This is a genomic window from Microbacterium saccharophilum (assembly GCF_007992455.1).
GTDB lineage: Bacteria > Actinomycetota > Actinomycetes > Actinomycetales > Microbacteriaceae > Microbacterium > Microbacterium saccharophilum.
On sequence record NZ_BKAH01000001.1, the window covers coordinates 351,178 to 372,821 of the forward strand.

15 protein-coding genes and 1 tRNA gene are annotated in these 21,644 nt (G+C 72.6%); 4 read left to right on the top strand and 12 right to left on the bottom strand.

The window, feature by feature from the left end:
• Positions 1-17: 17 nt before the first annotated feature.
• A complete protein-coding gene (locus tag MSA03_RS01795) occupies positions 18-1,502 on the bottom strand; it encodes an ABC transporter permease (protein ID WP_147049414.1) in 1,485 nt (494 codons plus the stop codon).
• Between the two features lie 178 nt (positions 1,503-1,680).
• On the opposite strand from MSA03_RS01795, the gene MSA03_RS01800 reads away from it, so the two are divergent.
• Positions 1,681-2,409, top strand: coding sequence for a response regulator transcription factor (locus tag MSA03_RS01800; RefSeq protein WP_028495166.1), 729 nt, complete (start codon positions 1,681-1,683; stop codon positions 2,407-2,409).
• On the top strand, positions 2,406-3,938 hold the full coding sequence (locus MSA03_RS01805; protein WP_307725220.1) for a sensor histidine kinase: 1,533 nt from the start codon (positions 2,406-2,408) through the stop codon (positions 3,936-3,938). Before MSA03_RS01800 ends, MSA03_RS01805 begins: the two co-directional genes overlap by 4 nt.
• A 16-nt stretch (positions 3,939-3,954) precedes the next feature.
• Here the strand turns inward: MSA03_RS01805 and MSA03_RS01810 are convergent, their stop codons facing one another.
• From MSA03_RS01810 to MSA03_RS01845, 8 genes are all read right to left on the bottom strand, one after another.
• Positions 3,955-5,505 carry an FAD-dependent oxidoreductase gene (locus MSA03_RS01810; protein WP_147049415.1) on the bottom strand — a complete coding sequence of 517 codons (1,551 nt, stop codon included), beginning with the start codon at positions 5,503-5,505 and terminating at the stop codon, positions 3,955-3,957.
• The gene (locus MSA03_RS01815) at positions 5,502-6,380 is read right to left on the bottom strand and encodes an FAD:protein FMN transferase (protein ID WP_147049416.1); all 879 of its coding nucleotides are present in this window, start codon (positions 6,378-6,380) and stop codon (positions 5,502-5,504) included. The genes MSA03_RS01810 and MSA03_RS01815 overlap by 4 nt, the downstream gene beginning before the upstream one ends.
• Entirely contained in the window at positions 6,377-6,841 is a 465-nt protein-coding gene (locus tag MSA03_RS01820; RefSeq protein WP_147049417.1) for an FMN-binding protein, read from the bottom strand. The genes MSA03_RS01815 and MSA03_RS01820 overlap by 4 nt, the downstream gene beginning before the upstream one ends.
• 88 nt (positions 6,842-6,929) lie before the next feature.
• Positions 6,930-9,605 carry an HAD-IC family P-type ATPase gene (locus MSA03_RS01825; RefSeq protein ID WP_028495162.1) on the bottom strand — a complete coding sequence of 892 codons (2,676 nt, stop codon included), beginning with the start codon at positions 9,603-9,605 and terminating at the stop codon, positions 6,930-6,932.
• A 19-nt stretch (positions 9,606-9,624) separates the two neighbouring features.
• Positions 9,625-10,659, bottom strand: a complete 1,035-nt coding sequence (locus MSA03_RS01830; RefSeq protein WP_147049418.1) for a ribose-phosphate diphosphokinase — start codon at positions 10,657-10,659, stop codon at positions 9,625-9,627.
• Positions 10,634-12,106: a bifunctional UDP-N-acetylglucosamine diphosphorylase/glucosamine-1-phosphate N-acetyltransferase GlmU gene (glmU, locus tag MSA03_RS01835; RefSeq protein ID WP_147049419.1), complete on the bottom strand. Its 1,473-nt coding sequence runs from the start codon at positions 12,104-12,106 to the stop codon at positions 10,634-10,636. The genes MSA03_RS01830 and glmU overlap by 26 nt, the downstream gene beginning before the upstream one ends.
• A 1-nt stretch (position 12,107) precedes the next feature.
• Positions 12,108-12,179, bottom strand: a tRNA-Gln gene (locus MSA03_RS01840).
• Between the two features lie 57 nt (positions 12,180-12,236).
• Positions 12,237-15,839: a glycosyl hydrolase 53 family protein gene (locus MSA03_RS01845; RefSeq protein WP_174799829.1), complete on the bottom strand. Its 3,603-nt coding sequence runs from the start codon at positions 15,837-15,839 to the stop codon at positions 12,237-12,239.
• 111 nt (positions 15,840-15,950) lie between these two features.
• On the opposite strand from MSA03_RS01845, the gene MSA03_RS01850 reads away from it, so the two are divergent.
• A complete protein-coding gene (locus MSA03_RS01850) occupies positions 15,951-16,448 on the top strand; it encodes a MarR family winged helix-turn-helix transcriptional regulator (RefSeq protein WP_028495158.1) in 498 nt (165 codons plus the stop codon).
• 23 nt (positions 16,449-16,471) lie between these two features.
• Positions 16,472-18,265 carry an ABC-F family ATP-binding cassette domain-containing protein gene (locus tag MSA03_RS01855; RefSeq protein WP_028495157.1) on the top strand — a complete coding sequence of 598 codons (1,794 nt, stop codon included), beginning with the start codon at positions 16,472-16,474 and terminating at the stop codon, positions 18,263-18,265.
• A gap of 10 nt (positions 18,266-18,275) precedes the next feature.
• Here the strand turns inward: MSA03_RS01855 and MSA03_RS01860 are convergent, their stop codons facing one another.
• From MSA03_RS01860 to MSA03_RS01870, 3 genes are read right to left on the bottom strand one after another with little or no spacing between them, the layout of a single operon-like run.
• A complete protein-coding gene (locus tag MSA03_RS01860; RefSeq protein ID WP_147049420.1) occupies positions 18,276-19,580 on the bottom strand; it encodes a GNAT family N-acetyltransferase in 1,305 nt (434 codons plus the stop codon).
• A complete protein-coding gene (locus MSA03_RS01865; protein WP_036272169.1) occupies positions 19,577-20,509 on the bottom strand; it encodes a 4-(cytidine 5'-diphospho)-2-C-methyl-D-erythritol kinase in 933 nt (310 codons plus the stop codon). Before MSA03_RS01865 ends, MSA03_RS01860 begins: the two co-directional genes overlap by 4 nt.
• Entirely contained in the window at positions 20,506-21,576 is a 1,071-nt protein-coding gene (locus MSA03_RS01870; RefSeq protein ID WP_147049421.1) for an aldo/keto reductase, read from the bottom strand. The genes MSA03_RS01865 and MSA03_RS01870 overlap by 4 nt, the downstream gene beginning before the upstream one ends.
• Positions 21,577-21,644 lie beyond the last annotated feature (68 nt).

Below are 21,644 nucleotides of genomic sequence, written 5' to 3' on the forward strand. Positions count from 1 at the left end.
TTCGGGGATGCGAGGGGTCAGGCGATCGCGCGGAGCGCTTCGGCGGGGCGGAGCCGTGCGGCGCGCCAGCCGCCGACGGCGCCGGCGACGAGGCCGCCGGCGACCGCCAGCCCCAGGGCGACGAGGATGATGCCGAGCGACAGCGGGGCCGACAGGACGATGTCGCTCGCCCCCTGGGTGAGCGCGGCCCCGCCCGGCATCGCGCCGCCCGGACCGCCGGGCATCCCTCCCGGTCCCCCGGCCATACCGGTCGCGGCCGGCGCCGAGGAGATGGTCGGCGCGAGGAGGTTGACGGCGGCGACCCCGGCGAGTCCGAGCACGATGCCCGCTGCCCCACCGATGAGCGATTGGACGAGGGATTCCCCCGCGATCTGTCCGATGACGCGCCGGTCGGACCAGCCGATGGCCTTGAGCGTGCCGATCTCCCGCGTGCGGCGGGAGATGCCGGAGAGGGTCAGCAGCACGGCGAGTGCGACGGCGACGGCCAGGACGATGACGGATAGCCACGTGCCGAGGCTCGAGATGAGGGACCCGGCACTGGCGAGGGACCCCGACACGGTGGCGGCCAGGTCGGACTGGGAACTGACCGTCGCGTCCGGCAGTGCCTCCTGCAGCGCCTCCTGGACGCCGGAGATGTCCTCCGACGAGGCGGCCTGCAGGTAGATCGTGGAGACGACGTCGCCGGCGCCTGCGAGCTCCTGCGCGACATCGAGCGGGAGGTAGACGTTCGCGGCGGTGTCGGCCGCGGAGGTGGACGATGACACGATGCCGACGATCTCGACCTCGCTGCCGGCCACGTCGATCGTGTCGCCGACGGCCAGGTCGGCCGACGCCGCGTACGTCGCGTCGACGACGGCGACGTTCTGACCGTCGTCACCGGCGTCCAGCATCCGCCCGTCCGTCGCCGTCACGGCCGACAGCGGGCCGACGACGGCCGTGGATGCGTCCACGCCGAGCACGCTGAACGAGTCGACGCCGAAGGAGCCGCCGCCGAAGCCGCCCCCGCCGTCCTGCGCCGGCGGCTGGTCTCCCTCGGCCGGGGCCTGCCCCGCGTCGGCGCCGTCGGCGGGCCGCTGCGGAAGCTCCCCGGAGAACGTCGAGTTCGTGAGGCTGAGCGCCCCCGCGACGGCCGCCACGCCGTCCACGCCGGCGGCGGTGTCGAGCGTGGCCGCGTCCAGTGTGCTGCGACCGAACCCGACGCTCAGCCGCGACTGACGGAGGTTCGTCGTCCCGTCCTCCCCGGTCGCGCCGGCATCCTCGTCGAAGTCGAACTGCGGACCGCCGCGGCCGCCCTCTCCGGGCTCGGTCGGCGCGCCCGTGACGGTGAGGTCGGTGCCGACGCCGTAGACCGACGCCAACGCCTCGGCCTGCGCGTCCCGCACGCCCGCCGACAGGGCGTTGACGAGGATGACGAGCGCGATCGCGATCGCGAGTCCGGTCGCGACGATCACGGTCTGCTTCTTCCGGCCGGACAGCTCCCGGCGCAGATACGTCCAGTACATGGGTCTCCTTCTCGGCGCACCGCACGCCGCCGGGACGACGCTAGGGACGGCGTTCATGGGATCCCCCAGCGCATTTCATGAACCGCCTATGGAAATCCCGGTGGGGAACCCGAGATTCACAGTGAGCGCATAGCGACGCCCATAGGAACCCCATAGCGTCGCGGTCACAATGGAGGACATGACCACCGCCGCCCCTGCCCTCCGCCGCGCCGACGGCTCCGCCCTCCGCGTCCTCGTGGTCGACGACGAGCAGATGCTCACCGACCTGCTCTCCATGGCGCTGCGGATGGAGGGCTGGGAGGTCAAGGCGGCCGGTTCCGGGTTCGAGGCGCTGGCTGCCGCGCGGGAGTTCGACCCGGACGCCATGGTGCTCGACATCATGATGCCGGACCTCGACGGGATGGCGGTCCTGCAGCGGCTGCGCCACTCCGGCAACGACGTGCCGGTGCTCTTCCTCACCGCCAAGGATGCCGTCGCCGACCGGGTCGCCGGTCTCACGGCCGGCGGCGACGACTACGTCACGAAGCCGTTCAGCCTCGAGGAGGTCGTCGCGCGCCTCCGCGGCCTCATGCGCCGCGCCGGCACCGCGACCGCCGGCGGGGCCGACCCGATCCTGCGCGTCGGCGACCTGTCCCTCAACGAGGACTCGCACGAGGTCGAACGCGCCGGCACCGAGATCGAGCTGACGGCCACCGAGTTCGAGCTGCTGCGCTTCCTCATGCGCAATCAGCGTCGCGTCGTATCCAAGGCGCAGATCCTCGACCGGGTCTGGAACTACGACTTCGGCGGACGCTCGAGCGTCGTCGAGCTGTACATCTCCTACCTGCGCAAGAAGCTGGATGCCGGCCGGGAGCCGCTCATCCACACGGTGCGCGGCGTCGGCTACATGATCAAAGCGCCGCAGTGAACGACCCGGTCAGCGAGCGGACCCGCACGAGGACGCCGCGCCGGCCCTGGAGCCTGCAGGCGCGTCTCATGGCGACGGTGATCGGCATCGTCGCCCTCATCCTCGTGGGGAGCGCCGTCGCGATCGGCGCCGGCGTGGGCGACGCGCTGTCGAAGTCGCTGAACGCCAACCTGGAGGCCACAACCCGCCAGCTGCAGCTGTTCGAGCCCGGCCCCCTGCAGAACGTGCGCCGCGCCGACGAGGCCCTCTCACAGGGCCCCCAGACCGACGGCTACCTGCTCCTCGTGGACTCGCCGTTCGACGGGGTCTCCGGCGCCGTCATCGTCGCCGACGACGACCTAGAGGTCGCGCCCCTCACCTCCACCCAGATCCACGCGCTCCGAGCGGAGGCCGCCACGCGCGGGTTCTCCACCGTGCGGGTCCCCGGACTGGGCAGCTACCGGGTCACCCCGTTCACGGCGGGAACGGTGACCGGGATCGCGGGGCTCCCCCTCAGCGAGCTGGAATCGACCCTCGCGGAGATCCTGACGACGATCCTCCTCGTCACGATCGGCGGCCTCCTGCTGCTCGCCGTCGCGGTGGCCCTCGTCATCCGGCGCTCGCTCGCGCCGTTGCGCGCCGTCGCCGACACCGCGACGCGGGTCGCGGCGCTGCCGCTGGCCGAAGGCGACGTCACGATCGCCGAGCGGGTGCCCGCGGAGGAGGCCGACGACCGCACCGAGATCGGGCGGGTGGGCGCCGCGCTGAACACGCTCCTGGACCACGTCGGCTCGTCACTGACGGCGCGCCAGCGCAACGAGGAGCGGATGCGGGCGTTCGTCGCAGACGCCAGTCATGAGCTGCGGACGCCCCTCGCCTCCATCCGCGGCTACTCGGAGCTGTCGCTGCGCGGCATCCGGCAGAGCCGCGAGGCCACCGGCGAGAGCCGCGCCCTCGCGGAGGCCGCGGCGCAGAACACCGAGCAGGCGCTCGAGCGCATCCAGGCGCAGTCGCTGCGGATGACGACGCTCGTGGAGGACCTGCTGCTGCTGGCGCGCCTGGACGAGGGGAAGGAGCTCGTGTACGGGGCCGTGGACCTCACGCGTCTCGCCGTGGAATCCGTCGCGGACGCACGGGCCGCCGGCCCCGACCACGAGTGGGCGCTGGAGGTCGACGACGCGCCGGTGGTCGTCGCCGGCGACGCCGCACGGCTGCATCAGGTGACCGCGAACCTCCTCGCGAACGCGCGCGTGCACACGCCGGCCGGCACGCACGTCACGACGACCGTCACGGCCTCCGGCGGCAGCGCCGTGCTCCGCGTGCACGACGACGGGCCCGGCATCGATCCGGCGTTCGCCGGCGGCCTGTTCGAGCGGTTCGCCCGCGCCGACGCCTCCCGCGCCCGGCAGACCGGCGGCACGGGTCTCGGGCTCTCCATCGCCAAGGCGATCGTGGACGCCCATCACGGCACCATCACGGTCCAGAGCGTCCCGGGATCGACGACGTTCGAGGTGCGCCTCCCGGCGCGTCCCGCCGACCCGCCCGCCTGACCGCCCGGTCAGCCGGTCAGTAGCCGGAGAACGCGTCGGTCGTGATCGACCGGGCCTTCTCCAGCGCCGGCGCCAGGTCGGCGATGAGCGCGGGCGGGCCGGAGATGTAGGCGTGCCGGGCGGCGATGTCCGGCACGACCTGCAGCAGTCCGTCGGCGTCCAGCCGCACGCCCTTCGCCCAGCGCCAGTGCGCGGGGAGGTGCGCCGGCTCGGTGCGGGTGAACACGATGACGGGGACCCCGGAGGCCTCGAGATCGTCGCGGAACGCCAGCTCCTCGGCATCCGACGCGACGTACACGAACACGATGTCCCGGTCCTCCTGAGCGAGCCGCGTGTGTCGCAGCTGCGAGACGAACGGCGTGACGCCGATGCCGGCGGCGACCATGAGCACGGGCGCGCCGGCGCGCTGCGGCAGCACGAAGTCACCCCACACCCCCGTCACCGACAGGGTCTCCCCCGTCCCGAGGGCGGCGAGGGCCTTCTTGTAGCTGGACTGCGACCCTTCGCGGAGTGCGATCTTCACGAGCGGCAGCTCCTCCGGGGAGCTGACGATGCTGAACTCCCGGCGCGTCCCGCGGGCATCCGGGTGGGGGTGCGGCACCTCCAGCTCGAGGTACTGACCCGGCGCGAACCGCAGCCCTCGCTTGGCCTGGAACGTCAGCTCCCGGACGGTCGGGGTCAGGGCGCGACGCTCCACGAGGGTGAGGCGCACGGCCGAGCGGACGGCGAAGGCGAACGCGACCAGGTTGCCGACCAGGAGCGCCCGCTCCTGCCCGAGCGTGACCTCGCCGATCGCCAGGGGCCAGCCGGCGAGCACACCGACGACCGCCGCGACGAGGAACTGCTGCCTCCGGCGGGGCGGCAGGGTGAGGGGCTCGGAGAGCATGAAGGCGCCGAGGAACAGGAACGGCGAGGACCACAGGATCTGCCAGAACACGGTGCCGAGGTCGAAGGCGAGCCCGGCCTGCTGGAACTCGGCGGACGCCCGGATCACGGCGACGGCGACCGCGACGACGAGGAAGACGGCGATGACGCGGATCTTCTCGGTGCGCAGCAGCACGATCAGCCCGAAGACGATGACGGGACCGGCGAGGAACGGCGACCCCACCCACCACGAGGATGCACCGAGCGCGGGGAGCCACACGCTGAGGATCGTCAGGAACGCCGCGCCGACGGCGGCGGGGTTGAAGATGTGCCGGCCCTGCCAGGCGAGGACGTACTTCGAGGCGGAGGCGACGATCCCCGCGATCGCGATTCCGACGAGCTCCCACGGCTCGAGCGTCGGGCGCAGCACGAACAGCAGGATGAGGACGGTGATGAGCGAGGACTCCCACCGCCACGAGCGGTGCAGGATGCGGTGCGCGACGGCGTCGGTGGCGGCGCAGGCCGCACCCAGCACGAGCCACGTCACGACGAGCTCGAGCGGCGTCGGGGCCACGACGCCGAAGAACGTCAGGACGAGGGCGATGGCGCCCAGGGCGGCGAGCGCGAACACGACGAGGCGATACATCGACACGCGTCCGATGACGGCGAACGCACGGTTCCACAGGGCAGTCAGTCCGCTCATGAGTCCACGCTATCGGCCCTCAGGAACAGCTCGGCGCGGCATCCCGGCGACCATTCGACGCGCCCGTCGGTCGTCATCCGCACCCAGGACACGTCCTGTGCGGCGGCGAACGCGGGCCCGCCGTCGAAGAACAGCGCCGTCGCCGCGGCATCCGCCGTCATCGCCGCACCGGCGACCGCCCACGTCGCCGCGATCGTCCGGACCGGCTCCCCCGTCCGCGCATCCAGCACGTGGTGCAGGCCCGCGCCCCACGCGCGCCGGTTGACGGCCGACGCGCAGAGCGCGGCATCGGTCACCTCCCACACGCCGATGGCGCGGGCGGGGTCGTAGGGATGCTCGAGCGCGATCCGCTGGGCCGTCCCCCGCACGGCGAGATCGCCGCTCGCGTCGACGACGACGGGGCCGTCGACGGCCGCCGCCACGAGGTCGACGAGGCGGCCCTTCCCGAGCGCGCCGACGTCGACGATTGCCGGCACGGTGAGGGTCAGCATCCCGTCCGCCCACCCGAGCCGGTCGGTCCAGTCGGCCGGCGCCGCCTCCGCCCCCGCGTCGTCGAAGCCGTACGACGCGTCGTAGCCGCGCCGAGCGAGCGCGGCGCCGACGAGCGGGTTCACGGCGCCGGCGGTCGTCGCGGAGAGCGCCGCGTAGAGGTCGAGCATCGCGGGGCCGTCCGGTGGGAGCGGGACGGCTCCGGCCCCGCGGGCCAGCGCCGTCACGAGCGAATCGGCGCGGAACCGCGACCACGCGCGGTCGAACTCCTCGATGAGCGCGCGCACCTCGGCGCGCACCGCCTCCGGGACGGGCGCAGCGGTCTGCACGTGCCACCGCGTGCCGATCGCCTCGAACTCCCAGCCGGAGGAGGCGCCCGGCGTCACGCCGACGCTTCGGACCGGATGGCCTCCAGCGCGTCGTTGAAACCGCCGCTGGTGAGGGACGAGCCGGCGACGCGGTCGACGGAGATCTCGTCGATGTCCTTGCCGAGCACCTCGTCGGCGATGCCGCCGATGAACTCGGACTGGTACCGCCCGGACTCCGGGTTCTGCGGGTCGCCCGTCACCTCCACGTCCGTGATGACGTCGCCGGCGAGGGTGACGGTGACGGCGATGGTCTCCAGCGTCCCGCCCCCGTCGATGTAGGAACCGTCCGCGGAGTAGGTGCCGTCGGCGTACGTCGCGGCGCCGGCGCTGCCGGTCTCCCGCGGGGTGCTCCCGGCGTCGCTCGGGTCGTCCGTCGCGGCGGAGGTCGTGCCGGCGCAGCCCGCGAGTGCGGCGAGGCCGGCGACGGAGACGGCTGCGGCGACGGCGGCGCGGCGGGGCAGAGCGGTGGTACGGATCATGGCGGTCCTCTCGGCAGGCGGTTCCGGCATCCTCACGGACCAACCTATGCGGTTCCTCGGAACGCGGACGCGGCGAGGTCGGCGGCGGTCACCGCCGGCGGAGCCACTTCAGCACTTCGACGACGAGGAAGATCACGACGGACAGCGCGAGCGGCAGGAGCCAGTCCTGTGCCGCGAGCGGCCGGGAGTCGAACAGCGCGTTCATGAACGGGACGTAGGTGTAGATCAGCTGGAAGACGATGAGCGCCAACGCCGACCACCAGATCACCGGGTTGCCGCGGAGCACCTGTGTCGTGAGGCTGGAGCGCGACAGGAACCGGCAGTTGAAGAGGAACGCCAGCTGCCCGAGGGCGAGCATCGTCACGGCCTCCGTGCGGGCGTAGACGACGTCGTGGCCGGCCGCGACGACGATCCCGAAGATCGCGAGCGTCGCCCCGCCGATGAGGAAGGACACCGCGAGCACGAAGCCGAGCTCCCGCATCGAGATGATCGAGCCGCCGGGGCGGCGGGGCGGGCGGGTCATGATGCCCGCCTCGGCGGGCTCGTAGGCGAGGGCGAGCGACAGGGTCACGGCGGTGACCATGTTGACCCACAGCACCTGGACCGGGGTCAGCGGCAGGGTGAGTCCGAAGACGACGGCGATGAGGATGACGAGGGACTGCGCGCCGTTGGTCGGGAGGATGAACACCACCGACTTGCGGAGGTTGTCGTAGATGCGCCGGCCCTCGCGGATGGCGCTGCGGATGGTGGCGAAGTTGTCGTCGGCCAGGACGATCTCCGCCGCCTCCTTCGTCGCCTCGGTTCCCTTGATGCCCATCGCGACGCCGACGTCGGCCCGGGTCAGGGCGGGGGCGTCGTTCACGCCGTCGCCGGTCATCGCGACGACCTCGCCGTGCGACTGCAGCGCGCGGACGATTCGGATCTTATGCTCCGGGCTCGTGCGGGCGTACACGTCGACGTCCCGGACGACATCCTTGAGCTGTTCCTGGCTGAGGGCCTCCAGCTCCCCGCCGGTGAGGACGCGCACGTCGCCCTCCGCGCCGACCAGGCCCATCTCCCGGCTGATCGCGAGCGCCGTGCCGGCGTGGTCGCCGGTGATCATCTTGACCCGGATGCCGGCGGCGTGGCAGTCCGCGATCGCCTCGATGGCCTCCGGTCGCGGCGGGTCGAGGATCCCCCACAACCCCAGGAACTCCAGGTCCTGCAGGTCGTCCATCGCGACCTCCGCCGCGCGGGTGGGTTTGCGGGCGCCCGCGAGCACACGGAGGCCCTGCGCGCTGAGCTCGTCGACGGCCTGCTCCCAGAACGCACGGTCCAGGGGCGCGGAGCCGTCGGCGCCGCGCTGGGTGAGCGAGCGATCCAGCAGCCGGTCGGGCGCGCCCTTGACGAGGATGGCGCGCGCGCCGTCCGGCGACTCGTTGAGGGTCGCCATGAACTTGTGCGCGGAGTCGAACGGGACGACGCCGATGCGGCGCGCGGCCTCCCCGGTGGCGCCGCCCTTGAGCGCGACGACCTTCAGCGCCCCTTCCGTCGGCTCGCCGACCAGCATCCAGCCCTCGCCGTCCGCCACGATGTGCGCGTCGTTGCAGAGGGTTCCGGCTGCCAGGAGTGCGGCGAGGTCGCGCCCGGAGGCGAGGTCGCCGTCCTCGTCGAGGATGTCGCCGTCGGGCTGGTAGCCGAGACCGGTCGTCTCGTACCGGCCGAGCGGGGTGACGAGGCGGCGCACCGTCATCTCGTTCTTCGTGAGCGTCCCGGTCTTGTCCGAGCACACCGTCGTGACGGAGCCGAGGGTCTCGACGGCGGGGAGCTTGCGGGTGATGGCGCGGCGGCGCGCCATCTGCTGCACGCCGATCGCGAGCGTGATCGTGACGAGAGCCGGCAGGCCCTCCGGGATCGCGGCGACCGCGAAGCCGATGGTCGCGGACGTCAGCTCGCCGAGCTCCATGCCGTGGAGGTACTTGCCGATGAGCAGCATGACGACCGCCATCCCGAGGATGACGAGCGTCAGCACCTTCCCGAACGCGGCCAGCTGCTTGGTGAGCGGCGTCGCGAGGCTGCCGGCGTCGCCGACGAGGGCCTGGATCTTCCCGATCTCGGTGCCGGCGCCGGTGCCCGTGACGATGCCCCGCCCCTGACCGCCCGAGACGATCGTGCCGGAGAAGGCCATGCAGGCGCGGTCGCCGATGCCGGCGGACTCCGCGACCGGCTCGTCCTGCTTCGAGGACGGCACCGATTCGCCGGTCAGCGCGGATTCGTCGATCCGCAGCTGGTGCGCCTGCGTGAGCCGGAGGTCGGCGGGGACCTTGTCGCCCGGCGCGAGCCGTACGAGGTCTCCCGGGACGAGCTCCGCGGCGGGGATCGTCGTCCACCCGCCGTCGCGGCGGACGCTCGCGTCGGCCGACAGCATCCCGCGGATGCCGGCGAGCGCCTTCTCGGCGCGCCCCTCCTGCACGTACCCGATGACGGCGTTGATGATCGCGACGGAGACGATGACCCAGAAGTCCAGCCAGTCGCCCATGATGGCCTTGATCGCGGCGGCGGCCAGCAGGATGTAGATCAGGGTGTCGTTGAAGTGTCCGAGGAACCGCAGCCACGCGGGCGTGCGCTTCGGCTCCGGCAGGACGTTGCGGCCGACCGCCTCGAGGCGCGCGGCGGCCTCGTCGCCGGTGAGCCCGGTGTCCTCCGCCCGCAGGGAGGTGAGGACGTCGGCGATCGGGCGGGCGTGGGCTCTGGTGAGAGAGAGGTCGGTGGGGACCGTGGCCATGCCCGGAGTCTAGGACCGGCTACGCGGCGCCGTCGAACATGCTCGTGACGGAGCCGTCCTCGAAGACCTCCTTGATCGCGCGCGCCAGCAGCGGTGCGATCGGGAGGATCGTGAGGCCGGGGAAGATCTTCTCGTCCGGGATCGGCACCGTATCGGTGACGACGACCTCGTCGATGGCCTCATCCTGGAGACGCTCGACGGCCGGGTCGCTGAAGATCGCGTGGGTCGCGGCGACGATGACACGGTCGGCGCCGTTCGCCTTCAGCGCCTGCGCCGCCTTCACGATCGTCCCGCCGGTGTCGATCATGTCGTCCACGAGCAGGCACACGCGCCCCTGCACGTCGCCGACGATCTCGTTCACGGTGACCTGGTTGGCGACGTTCGGGTCGCGGCGCTTGTGGATGATCGCGAGCGGCGCATCGAGGCTGTCCGACCACGTGTCGGCCACGCGCACGCGGCCGGTGTCGGGAGAGACGACGGTGAGCTTGGCGCGGTCGGCCGCGGACAGGTTCTTCTGGAAGTACTCCAGCAGCACGGGCTTGGCGAAGAGGTGGTCGACGGGGCCGTCGAAGAAGCCCTGGATCTGCGCGGCGTGCAGGTCGACGCTCATGACGCGGTCGGCGCCGGCGGTGCGCAGCAGGTCGGCGACGAGGCGCGCGCTGATCGGCTCGCGGCCGCGGCCCTTCTTGTCCTGTCGGGAGTACGGGTAGTACGGGGCGACGACGGTGATGCGCTTCGCCGACGCGCGCTTGGCGGCGTCGAGCATGATGAGCGTCTCCATGAGCCACTCGTTGACCGGCGGGCCGAACGACTGGATGAGGAAGAAGTCGCAGCCGCGGATGGAGACCTCGAACCGGGTCAGGATCTCCCCGGACGCGAACGTGCGGTGCTCCGTGGGGACGAGCTCCGTGCCGAGGGCGTCGGCGACGGCCACGGAGAGCGCCTCGTGCGAGCGTCCCGAGGCGACGACGAGGCGCTTCTTGGTCTTGGCGACGAGGCCGGGGGCGATTCCGCGTTCCACGTCGAGATCAACCTTGTTCTTCTTGCGCGACATCGTCCGCTTCCTGTGCTGAGCGAGCCCGGGCCGCCGCATCCGCAGCGCCCGTCCCCGGTCGGTGGTTCTCGACCCACCCCTCGACATTGCGCTGAGGGGCGACGCTCAAAGCGAGCGCTCCGGGCGGAACATCCTTGCGGATGACCGCACCGGCGCCTGTCTTCGCGCCATCTCCGATCCTAACGGGCGCCACGAACACGTTGTGCGACCCGGAGTGCACCTCGTCGCCGATCTCGGTGCGGTGCTTGGCGATGTCGTCGTAGTTCGCCGTGATGGCGCCGGCGCCGAGGTTCACTCCGCGGCCGATCGTCGTGTCGCCGATGTAGCTCAGGTGCGGGACCTTGCTGCCCTCGCCGATGGTCGCGTTCTTGGTCTCCACGAACGTGCCGATCTTGCCGCCTGCGGCCAGCTGCGTGCCCGGGCGGAGGTAGGCGAAGGGACCCACGGTCGCCGCGGCGCCGATCACGGCGAGCGTCGCGTCGGTGCGCCGGACCGTGGCGCCCTCGCCGACCTCGCAGTCCACAAGGCTCGTGTCGGGTCCGATCGTCGCGCCGGCGGCGACGACGGTCGCGCGCAGGATGTGGGTGTTGGGGAGCACCGTGACGTCCGCGGCGAGCGTCGCGGTGACGTCGATCCAGGTCGTGGCGGGGTCCTGGATCGTGACGCCCTCGAGCTGCCAGCGGCGGACGGTGCGCGCGTTCAGAAGACGACCGGCCTCGGCGAGCTGGGCGCGGTCGTTGACGCCGAGGGTCAGCGACACATCGGGGGCGATGGAGGCGGCGACGGCCAGCGCGTCGCGGCGGAGCAGGCCGATGACGTCGGTGAGGTACTTCTCCCCCTGCAGGTTGTCGGTGCCGACGCGGGCCAGCTGGGTGCGCAGCGCCGTCGCCTGGAAGACGTAGACACCCGCGTTGATCTCACGGGTGGCGGCCTCGTCCGCGGTAGCATCCTTCTGCTCGACGATCCGGTCGACGCCGCCCTCGGCGTCGCGGATGACGCGTCCGTAGCCGGTGGGGTCCTCCACGATGGCGGTCATGAGCGTCGCCGCGGCGGCGCCGTCCCGGTGGCTGCGGACGAGCGCCTCGAGCGTGTCGTAGTCCAGCAGCGGGACATCGCCGCTGAGGACCAGGACGTCGCCGGTGAAGCCGGGGAGACGGTCCAGTGCCACCTCGACGGCACGGCCGGTGCCGGGGATCTCGTCCTGGTCGACGACCACGACCTCCGGCGAGACTCCGAGGACGGCGTCGGCGACCTGGTCGCGCTCGTGGCGCACGACGACGAGGACGTGGGCGGGGGCGAGGTCGCGCGCCGTGTCGAGCACGTGCCCGACGAGCGGGCGACCGCCGATGCGGTGCAGGACCTTCGGAAGGGCGGACTTCATCCGCGTGCCCTGCCCCGCGGCGAGGATGACCACGGCGAGCGCGTCGTCGAGTGTGTTCTCCGTCATGCTCCGCCGCCAGGACTCGAACCTGAACCTCACAGCTCCAAAGGCTGTCGTGCTGCCATTACACCACGGCGGACCACGACCCCGGACTCTGCCCGGGACCGCCCGTCAAGTCTGCCATGCACCCGGCGCGCTACCGGGTGACCTTCACCGTCAGCGGGGCGCTGGAGGTGGCCCCGGCGGCATTGCGGAACTCGACGCGGTACACGTGCGTGCCCTGCGTGGCGCCGGTGACGGCGAGGTTCGCCGTCTGCGCGGCGGGGGTCCGTGCGGTGAGCGTCCCCTCGGACACGAGGACCCCGTCGGCGTAGAAGCGGTACGAGGTCGCGTTGGTCCCCCACCACATGTTCGCCGTCACGGTGTACGCGCCGTCCCGGTCGTGGTTGTCGTGGCTGAGCACGGGGGTGCCGGGGTTCGCCGCCGTCACCGTGACGGTGAGGGGGGCGAGGGTGGTCTCCCCCGCCGTGTTGGCGAGCACCGCGGTGTACCGGTAGGTGCCGTTGCCGCGGCCCGTGACCGGGATGACGGCCTTCTGCGCCGTCATCCCGTTATAGGTCAGCGGCACCGCCGTGACGAACACGCCGTTCTCGTAGAGGCGGAGCGACGAGGCGTTCTGTCCCCACCACAGGTTCATGGTGATGCGGTAGTCGCCGTCCAGGAGACCGGTGTCCCACCCGTTGTCGTGCGAGAGGACGCCCTTCGCCGGCGCCGCGGTGGCCGTGTCGGCATCCGTCCGGACCAGTCCCGCCCGCACCTCGGCGAGGAGCGCCGTGGCGTCGGCGACGAGCTGTGCGCTCGGCCAGTCGGCGGCCACGACGATCCGGGCCTTCTCGAGGGCTGCGCCGACGGGGGCGTAGGACCAGTCGGTGTAGTCGGCGGCGTCGAGCGCGGCGAGCGCATCGGCGGCGGCGGCGAGGGCGGCGGTGTCGACCCGGTCGCCGGCGCGGGTGAGCCGCACCTCGTCGATCGTGCCCCACGCGCCGGCGGACAGGGTGCCCCGGACCGCGACCGTGAGGGAGCCGTCGGCCTCGACCGTGACCGCGGGCGTCGTGCCCGTCCGCGACGCCTGCCAGCCGTCCAGCGCCAGCGGCGCCGTCGCGGTGCCGGCCGTGGTGGTAGCGGCGAGTGTCAGCCGGTCGCCGGCGGCTTCCCCGTCGCCCTGCGTCGTGGCGGAGAGCGCGTAGGTGCCCGGGGTGACGCCGGTGATCCGCTGCGTGACCGCGAACGTGTAGGGCGTGTCGCTCCAGAAGCTGACGGCGCGCGCGCCGGCGGCCGCGTCGGCCGTCGCCCCGATGGAGGCGCCCGTGCCGGTGACCTCCCACATGGACGTGTCCGCGGCCTCGAAGCCGGGGTTCTGCACCCACTGGCGGGGCGTCACGGTCACCGTGGCGCGGGCGGCGAGGCCGTCCTCGGTCGTCCCCGTGACGGTGTAGGCGCCGGCGCCGTGGATCCAGTCCACCGCGTCCGACCACCGGACGTCCTGCTCGTCGAGGGCGCCGTTCCAGCGACGCACCTGGACGGTGGCGGGAAGGTCGACCGGCTCGCCCTCCACGACCGTGACCTCGACGGGGAGGACGACGGGCGCCGGCTCCTCCCCCACCAGCTCGAGGTCGTCGAGGGCTCCTTCCAGGCGGGCGAGCGCGGCGGCGACCTTGTCCGCGGCGGGGGCCGCCGAGGCCAGCACGACGCCGGCGATCTCGAGGGCGTCGTCGAGCCCGGCGAGCGAGGCGGGCGTGATGATGCTGCGGTCCAGTGCCTCCGCCCGGTCGACGGCGGCCTGCAGTGCCGACGTGTCCGCCGGAGCGGCGGCGGCGCGCGACAGCACGATGTCATCGACCGTCCCCCACGCACCGGCGGGCAGGGTGGCGGTGATCGTCACGGTGGCGGTGCCGCCGGCCGGGACCGTCACGGCATCCGTTGTCGGCGTGTGCCAGGTGCGCCACCCGTTGAGCTCGAGCGGCGTCGTCGCGGTGGCACCGCCGGTCGCGGCGAGGCTCAGGCGCAGCGTGCTGGCGGCATCCTCCCCGTCGCCCTGGACTGCGACGGATGCCGTGTACGACCCGGCGTCGAGCCCGGTGACCTGCTGCGACAGCGTGAAGGAGTACGCCGAGCCGGAGTAGAAGTGCGCGGAGCGCGTGCCGGAGTGCGGGTCGTCCGTGGCGCGCAGCGTGAGGGCGGCGCCCGTGCGCGTCCACATCGACACGTCGGCGTCCTCGAAGCCGGGGTTCCGAAGATGGTTGACGGCGCGGACGGTGACGGTGGCGGTCGTGGCGTGACCGGATGCCGTCTCGCCGGAGATCTCGTAGACGCCCTGGCCGGAGATGTACGCGGCGGCCTCCGACCACGTCACCGCCTCCTGCTCGGTGGAGCCGTCGTTGTAGGTGATCCCCACGGTGGCCGGCAGCGTGATGGGGGCGCCGTCGACGAGATCGACGGCGGGGTTCTCGACCGCGGTCACCTCGCGCGGCGCGACGGCGCCGGTGCGGGCGTAGGCGAAGACGTTGAGGGACTCCACGGGCGTGCCGTCGTACGCGAAGATGGCCTGGTTCTCCCACGCGGAGCCGCCGTACCATTCGCCGGCGTCGTCGGGGTCGTATTCGGCCGCGTAGCTGGATGCCCAGCCGGAGCCGAACTCCTCCCACAGCAGCCTGTTCTGCTCGAGCTGTGCGGCCGGGCCGACCGGCAGCCACGCCGGCTCCCAGTAGAAGACGCCGATGCCGGCCGCGCCGACGTCGACGACGGCCTGGATGACGTCACGGACGGCGGTCGCCTGCCCCTGGACGCTGAGGGGGTACTGCGTGGCCTCGCCCGGCAGGTCGATCGTGTTGCCGTGCCCGTCGCCCTCCTCCAGCGTGCGCGCCCACGAGGTCTCGGCGACCATGACCTTCTTGCCGTACGTGGATGCCACCTGGGACAGGACGCGCGTGAGGTTGCCGAGCGTGCCGTGCCAGTACGGGTAGTACGACGACGCGAAGACGTCGTAGTCCACGCCGTAGGTCTGCAGGTTCGCGGCGTACCCGGCGTAGCGCCCGGTCGTCTCGGGGTTGGTGAAGTGCACGGCGACGAGGGCGTCCGCGAAGACGGCGCGGACGGCGGCGGAGCCCGCCGAGAAGATCTGCGCCATGTTCGCGAAGCCCGTGACCCCGGCGACGGCGTTGTTGGTCTCGTTGCCGACCTGCACCATCCGCACGTCCACGCCGGCGGCGGCGAACTGCTCGAGCGCGTCGGTCGTGAACGCCCCGACGGCGGCGGCGGTGTCCGCCACGGACAGCCCGGCCCACGCCTTGGGCGCCTTCTGCTTGCCGGGGTCGGCCCAGAAGTCGGAGTAGTGGAAGTCGACGAGGACGCCCAGTCCCGCGGCCGTCGCGCGCTCCCCGATCTGCACGGCGCGGTCGACGCCGACGTTCCCGCCGCCGTAGCCGTTCCCGTCCGCGTCGAAGGGATCGTTCCACACGCGCACGCGCACGTCGGTGATGCCGTGATCGGCCAGCACGTCGAACAGGTCGGCGGGCTGCCCCGCGTCATCCCGGAACACCACGCCGGACTCCTCCAGCGACAGCACGGACGACACGTCGACGCCGTTGATGAAGTCGGCGGGGAGATTCTCGACCTTCTGCACGACGATGCCGGCCTGGACCGGCCCGTCGTCTGCCGCGGCGGGCGCCGCGAGCGTCCCGAGCCCGAGTGCGAGGGCGGCCGTGACGGCCGTCATCCGCCATGTGAGTCGTGCGCGCATGCTGTCGATCCCCTTCGATCGCGGGTCGACGCCACCGTCCACCCCGCCTGTTACCGGTCACAGTAACAGGCGTCGGCGCGGAGGTCCATGCCCCTTCGCGATAATGGCCGGGTGACCAGCGAGCATGACGAAGTCGACCGGATCGTCGAGGCATGGGGCCGGCAGCGCCCCGACCTGGACTTCTCCCCGCTCGAGGTCCTCTCCCGCGTCGACCGGCTCTCCCGGCACCTCGACCGTGCGCGCCGCGAGGCGTTCCGGCGCAGCGACCTGGAGCCGTGGGAGTGGGATGTGCTCTCGGCGCTCCGCCGCGCCGGGGAGCCGTATCAGCTGAGCCCGAAGCAGCTGCTGCAGCAGACGCTCGTCTCCAGCGGCACCATGACGAACCGCATCGACCGGCTCGTGGGCCGCCGGCTCGTGCGCCGCGAAGCCGATCCCGGCGACGGGCGCAGCATCCTCGTGACCCTCACCGAGGAGGGCCGCACGCGCGTGGATGCCGCGATCACGCGCCTCGTCGACGCCGAGGCGCTGCTGCTCGGCGTCCTGTCGCGCTCGGACAGCGACCGCCTCGCGGGCCTCCTGCGGAAGCTGAGTCTCAGCTTCGACACCTGAGCGCCCTCTACGCTGGGAGGGACATGGCGCATCTTCTGGGGGCCGAGGCCCTGCACCTCGAATTTCCGACCCGCGTCGTCTTCGACTCCGTCTCGCTGGGCGTGGACGAAGGCGACCGCATCGGGGTCGTCGGCCGCAACGGCGACGGCAAGTCCAGCCTGCTGCGCATGCTCGCGGGCCTGCAGGCACCGGACGCCGGCCGCGTGACGGTGCGCGGCGGGGTGACCGTCGGCGTCCTCGACCAGGCCGAGACGCTCGACGACGACGACACCGTCGGCAACGCGGTCGTCGGCGACATCCCCGAGCACGAGTGGGCCGGGGACGCCCGCGTGCGCGAGGTCATCTCGGGGCTCGTCGGCGACCTGCCGTGGGATGCGCCGCTCTCCTCGCTCTCCGGCGGGCAGCGGCGCCGCGTCGCGCTGGCGCGCCTCCTCACCGGCGACTGGGATGTGCTGTTCCTCGACGAGCCGACGAACCATCTCGACGTCGAGGGCATCGCCTGGCTCGCGGAGCACCTGAAGCGCCGGTGGAGCGCGGGCTCCGGGGGGCTCCTCGTCGTCACGCACGACCGGTGGTTCCTCGACGAGGTGTGCACCGCGACGTGGGAGGTGCACGACCGTCTCGTGGAGCCGTTCGAGGGCGGGTACGCCGCGTACATCCTGCAGCGCGTCGAGCGCGACCGGCAGGCCGCCACGATCGAGGCGCGCCGGCAGAACATCGCCCGCAAGGAGCTCGCCTGGCTGCGGCGCGGGGCGCCCGCCCGCACGTCGAAGCCGAAGTTCCGGATCGACGCGGCCAACGCGCTCATCGCGGATGTGCCGGAGATCCGCGACCGCGTGTCGCTGCAGTCCCTCGCCGTCTCGCGGCTGGGCAAGGATGTCGTGGACCTCCTCGACGTCGGCGTCTCCTACGGCGAGCGCGCGGTGCTGCGGGATGTCGAGTGGCGGATCGCGCCCGGCGAGCGCACCGGCATCCTGGGCGTGAACGGGGCCGGCAAGTCGACGCTCCTGGGTCTTGTCTCCGGCACCGTCGAGCCGACCGCCGGCCGCGTGAAGCGCGGCAAGACGGTGAAGGTCGCGACTCTCACGCAGCGGATGGACGAGCTCGACGAGCACATGGCAGACCCGGTGCGCGTCGTCATCTCCCGGCTCCGCACGAGCTATACGATCGGGACGGGCTCGAAGGCGCAGGACCTCACCCCCGGTCAGCTGCTGGAGCGGATGGGGTTCTCCTCGGAGCAGCTGTCCACGCCCGTGAAGGACCTCTCCGGTGGGCAGAAGCGACGCCTGCAGCTGCTGCTGATCCTGCTCGACCAGCCGAACGTGCTCATCCTCGACGAGCCCACCAACGACCTCGACACCGACATGCTCGGCGCGATCGAGGACCTGCTGGACTCGTGGGCGGGGACCCTCCTCGTCGTCTCGCACGACCGGTACTTCCTCGAGCGCGTCACCGACCAGCAGTTCGCGATCCTCGACGGACGTCTCCGGCACCTGCCCGGCGGCGTCGACGAGTACCTGCGGCTGCGCCGCGCGCAGGACAGCGTCACCCCCGTCGCCTCCGCTGCGTCCTCGGCGTCGGCGCCCGGCCTGTCCGGCGCGGATCGCCGCCTGGCGGAGAAGGAGCAGTCCGCCCTCGAGCGACGGATCGCGCGGCTGCAGAAGGAGATCGGGACGCTGGACGTCGAGCTGACGTCGAGTCAGGATGCCGGGTACGACCACCTGACCGGGCTGTACCGGCGGCGCGACGAGCTGACCGAGGAGATCGGCCGGCTCGAGGACGAGTGGCTGGAGCTCGGCGACCGCCTGGAAGCCTGAACCGGGCGGGTCAATACCAGATGCTCAGTCGCGGTGCGACGTGCCAGGACAGCAGACGCGCGGCGGCGGCATCCGCCCCCTGCACGCGTCCGGCGCGGGAAAGCGTCAGCAGCGACACGCCGCCCAGGCAGGCTGCGGACAGCTCTGCGATGCCGAGCCGCACGTGCGGGACGCCCGCGGGCGCGGCGCCCTCCGCCCGGGAGACCGCGCCGCGGCCGTCGGCGTCGACCTCGAGGAGGAACCGCCCGCCGGCGAGGTCGAGCGGGTCTTCGACGTCGAGCAGGACGGCGCCGGGCGCGTCGTAGCGCCGCGAGCCGAGGACGGCCGGGATGTCCAGGATGCGGACGTACTGGTGGTCGCGGACGGTCACGGTGGCCGCGCGCCGGTCGTCGATCATCCACAGCACCGGCTCGTCGGTGGCGGCGAGATCCGCGTGCACCTCGCCGACGAGGTCGAGCTCGAGGACGAACCGCCAGAGGGCCGCGTACGCGTCGGCACCGTCGGCAACGAGCCGGGAGAGCACCGCGGTGCCCTTCGTGAAATCGTCCTGGTGGGAGCGGATGCGGTACGCGAGGACGCCGCGGACGGCGCCGGACGGGTCGGTGTACTGCACGCAGCGCACGTCCCCGCCCTCGTGCGCGTCGGGTGCCGTGCCGGTGAAGCGGTCCTCGTGCCCCGGCGGCAGCGCGATCTCGCCGGGGGCCTCCCGGCGGGTGCGCTCGTGCAGCCGCGCGATGAGGTCCTTCGCGTGGGCGCGGGTGACGAAGTCGACGCGCCCCTCCGGGCGGGGTCCGATCCAGTTCGCCCGCTTGGTGTCGATCTTCAGGTCGGCGCTCTCCGTCGCGACGCCGAAGCCGTACCGCCCGTAGAGCGTGGATTCGGACACGGTGAGCATCGCGGCGGGAAGCCCCTGCGCGGCGGCCGTGCGCAGCTCGCCCTCCAGCAGCGCACGGGCGACGCCGCGACGACGATGCGTCGGGGAGACGGTGACGGCGCTGATCGCACACGCCGGGACCGCCGTCTCCCCGGGGAGGGTGAGGTCGCCGATCCAGGACGCGATCGTCGCGACGGGCCCGGCGGATGCGGCGGCCGGGGCGGCGGGGTCGTACACGCCGGTGAGTCGCTTGCCGGCGTTGCGGTCGCGGCCGGCCGCGATGTGGGCGGCGGTGCGCTCGCCGTCCTGGAAACCTCGGGCCACGGACTGCAGCCAGCCGTCGACCTCGTCTCCGGCGACGGTGCGGTAGTCCAGGCCGCGGTCGTGGAGGCCTTGGCGGGACGCCTCGTCGACGGGGGCCTGCTGCCAGGTATCGGTCATGTGAAGGACACCACCTTCGCTCCGGCCACGGGGCCGTGGACATGCAGGACGTCGTGACCGGCCGCGACGAGGTCGGCGCGGAGGTCGCGGGCCGCGGCGTCGGAGGCCGCGAGGAAGGCGACCGTGGGGCCGGAGCCGGACACGAGACCGGCGAGCGCGCCGTAGCCGACGCCGGTCTCGATGAGCGTGTTCAGCTCGGGACGCAGGTGGCAGGCCGCGGCCTGCAGGTCGTTGCGGACCGCGGCGGCCAGGGCGACCGGGTCGCCGGCGCGCAGCGCCTGCAGCACCGCAGGGTCGACGGCGGGCGTCCCGCGCGGCGGCGTGATGTCGGGCTGCGCCCGCAGACGGTCGAGCTCGGCGTAGACGGTCGGCGTGGACAGACCCTCCGCGTTCGTCACGAGGACCCAGTCGAACCGGCCGCGGGCGAGCGCGGGGGCGAGCTCGTCGCCGCGACCCGTGCCGACGGCGGTGCCGCCCAGGAGGGCGAAGGGGACGTCGGCGCCGAGCCGGGCGGCGAACTCGTGCAGGCGGGCCGACGACAGGCCCCCGTCCCACAGCGCGTCGCACGCGACGAGGGCCGCGGCCGCGTCCGCGGACCCGCCGCCCATGCCGCCGGCGACCGGCACGCCCTTGCGCAGCTCGAGGTGCACGCCGCCGGGCTGGTCGAGCTCGCGGGCGACCATCCGCGCGGCGCGGACGGCGAGGTTCCGGTCATCCAGCGGCACATCGCGGACGTCCACGGCGCCGGTCACGGTGACGCGGAAGTCGTCGGCCGGGGTGGCGATGACATCCTCGTAGGCCGAGACGGCCTGGTAGACCGACGCGACGTCGTGGTACCCGTCGTCCTGCACGTCGCCGACGTCGAAGAAGACGTTGAGCTTTCCGGGGGCACGCACGTGCACCCGGTCGCGGACACCGAGGAGGCTCACGCGGTCGCCGAGTCCGCCCAGAGGTCGACCTCGATGCTGTCCGAGAGGGCGTCGATCCGCTCGAGCTCCGCCGTGTCGAACGCGGGGCCGTGCAGGGCCGCGAGGTTCTCGTCCAGCTGCGCCGGGCGGGATGCGCCGATGAGGGCCGAGGCGACCACCGGGTCGCGGAGCACCCACTGGATCGCCATCTGCGCGAGGGTCTGCCCGCGCTCCTTCGCGATGACGTCGAGGCTGCGCAGCGCCGACAGGCCGTGGTCGCTGAGCCGGCCGCCCGGCAGCGAGGAGCGCTGCTGGGCGCGCTCGGCGGTGCCGTCGCCGAGGTACTTGTCGGTGAGGAGGCCCTGCGCGAGCGGCGTGAACGCGATCGCGCCCATCCCCTCCTGGCGGAGCACGCCGGTCAGGCCGTCCTCGACCCAGCGGTTGAGGATCGAGTACGCCGGCTGGTGGATGACGAGCGGCGTGCCGAGGTCACGGGCGACGGCCTTGGCCGCGGCCGTGCGCTCGGCGCTGTACGAGGAGATGCCGACGTAGAGGGCCTTCCCCTGCCGTACGAGGGTGTCGAGGGCGCCGATGGTCTCCTCGATCGGCGTGACGGTGTCGACGCGGTGCGAGTAGAAGATGTCGACGTAGTCCAGGCCCATCCGCTGCAGTGACTGGTCGGCGCTCGCAAGCAGGTACTTGCGCGACCCCTGCGTCCCGTACGGGCCGGGCCACATGTCCCAGCCGGCCTTGGACGAGACGATCAGCTCGTCGCGGTAGGGGGCGAAGTCCTCCCGCATCATGCGGCCGAAGTTCGTCTCCGCCGACCCGTACGGGGGTCCGTAGTTGTTCGCCAGGTCGAAGTGCGTGATGCCCCGATCGAACGCGTGGCGGAGCAGCGCGCGCTGGTCGTCGAACGGGATGTTGTCACCGAAGTTCCACCACAGACCGAGCGAGATCGGCGGCAGATACAGGCCGCTGTCGCCCACCTGTCGGAAGGAAGCTCCCAGGTAGCGCCCGTCTGCGGCGGTGTAGGGTCGGTGCAGGTCTCCTCCCCGCGTAGGCGGGAAGCGGTCATCGTCGGTCACCGTCCCAGCGTATCCGCCGTCCCATACGCGTGTCCCGGAAACGTCACCGTAACCCCGTGGTTCCGCAT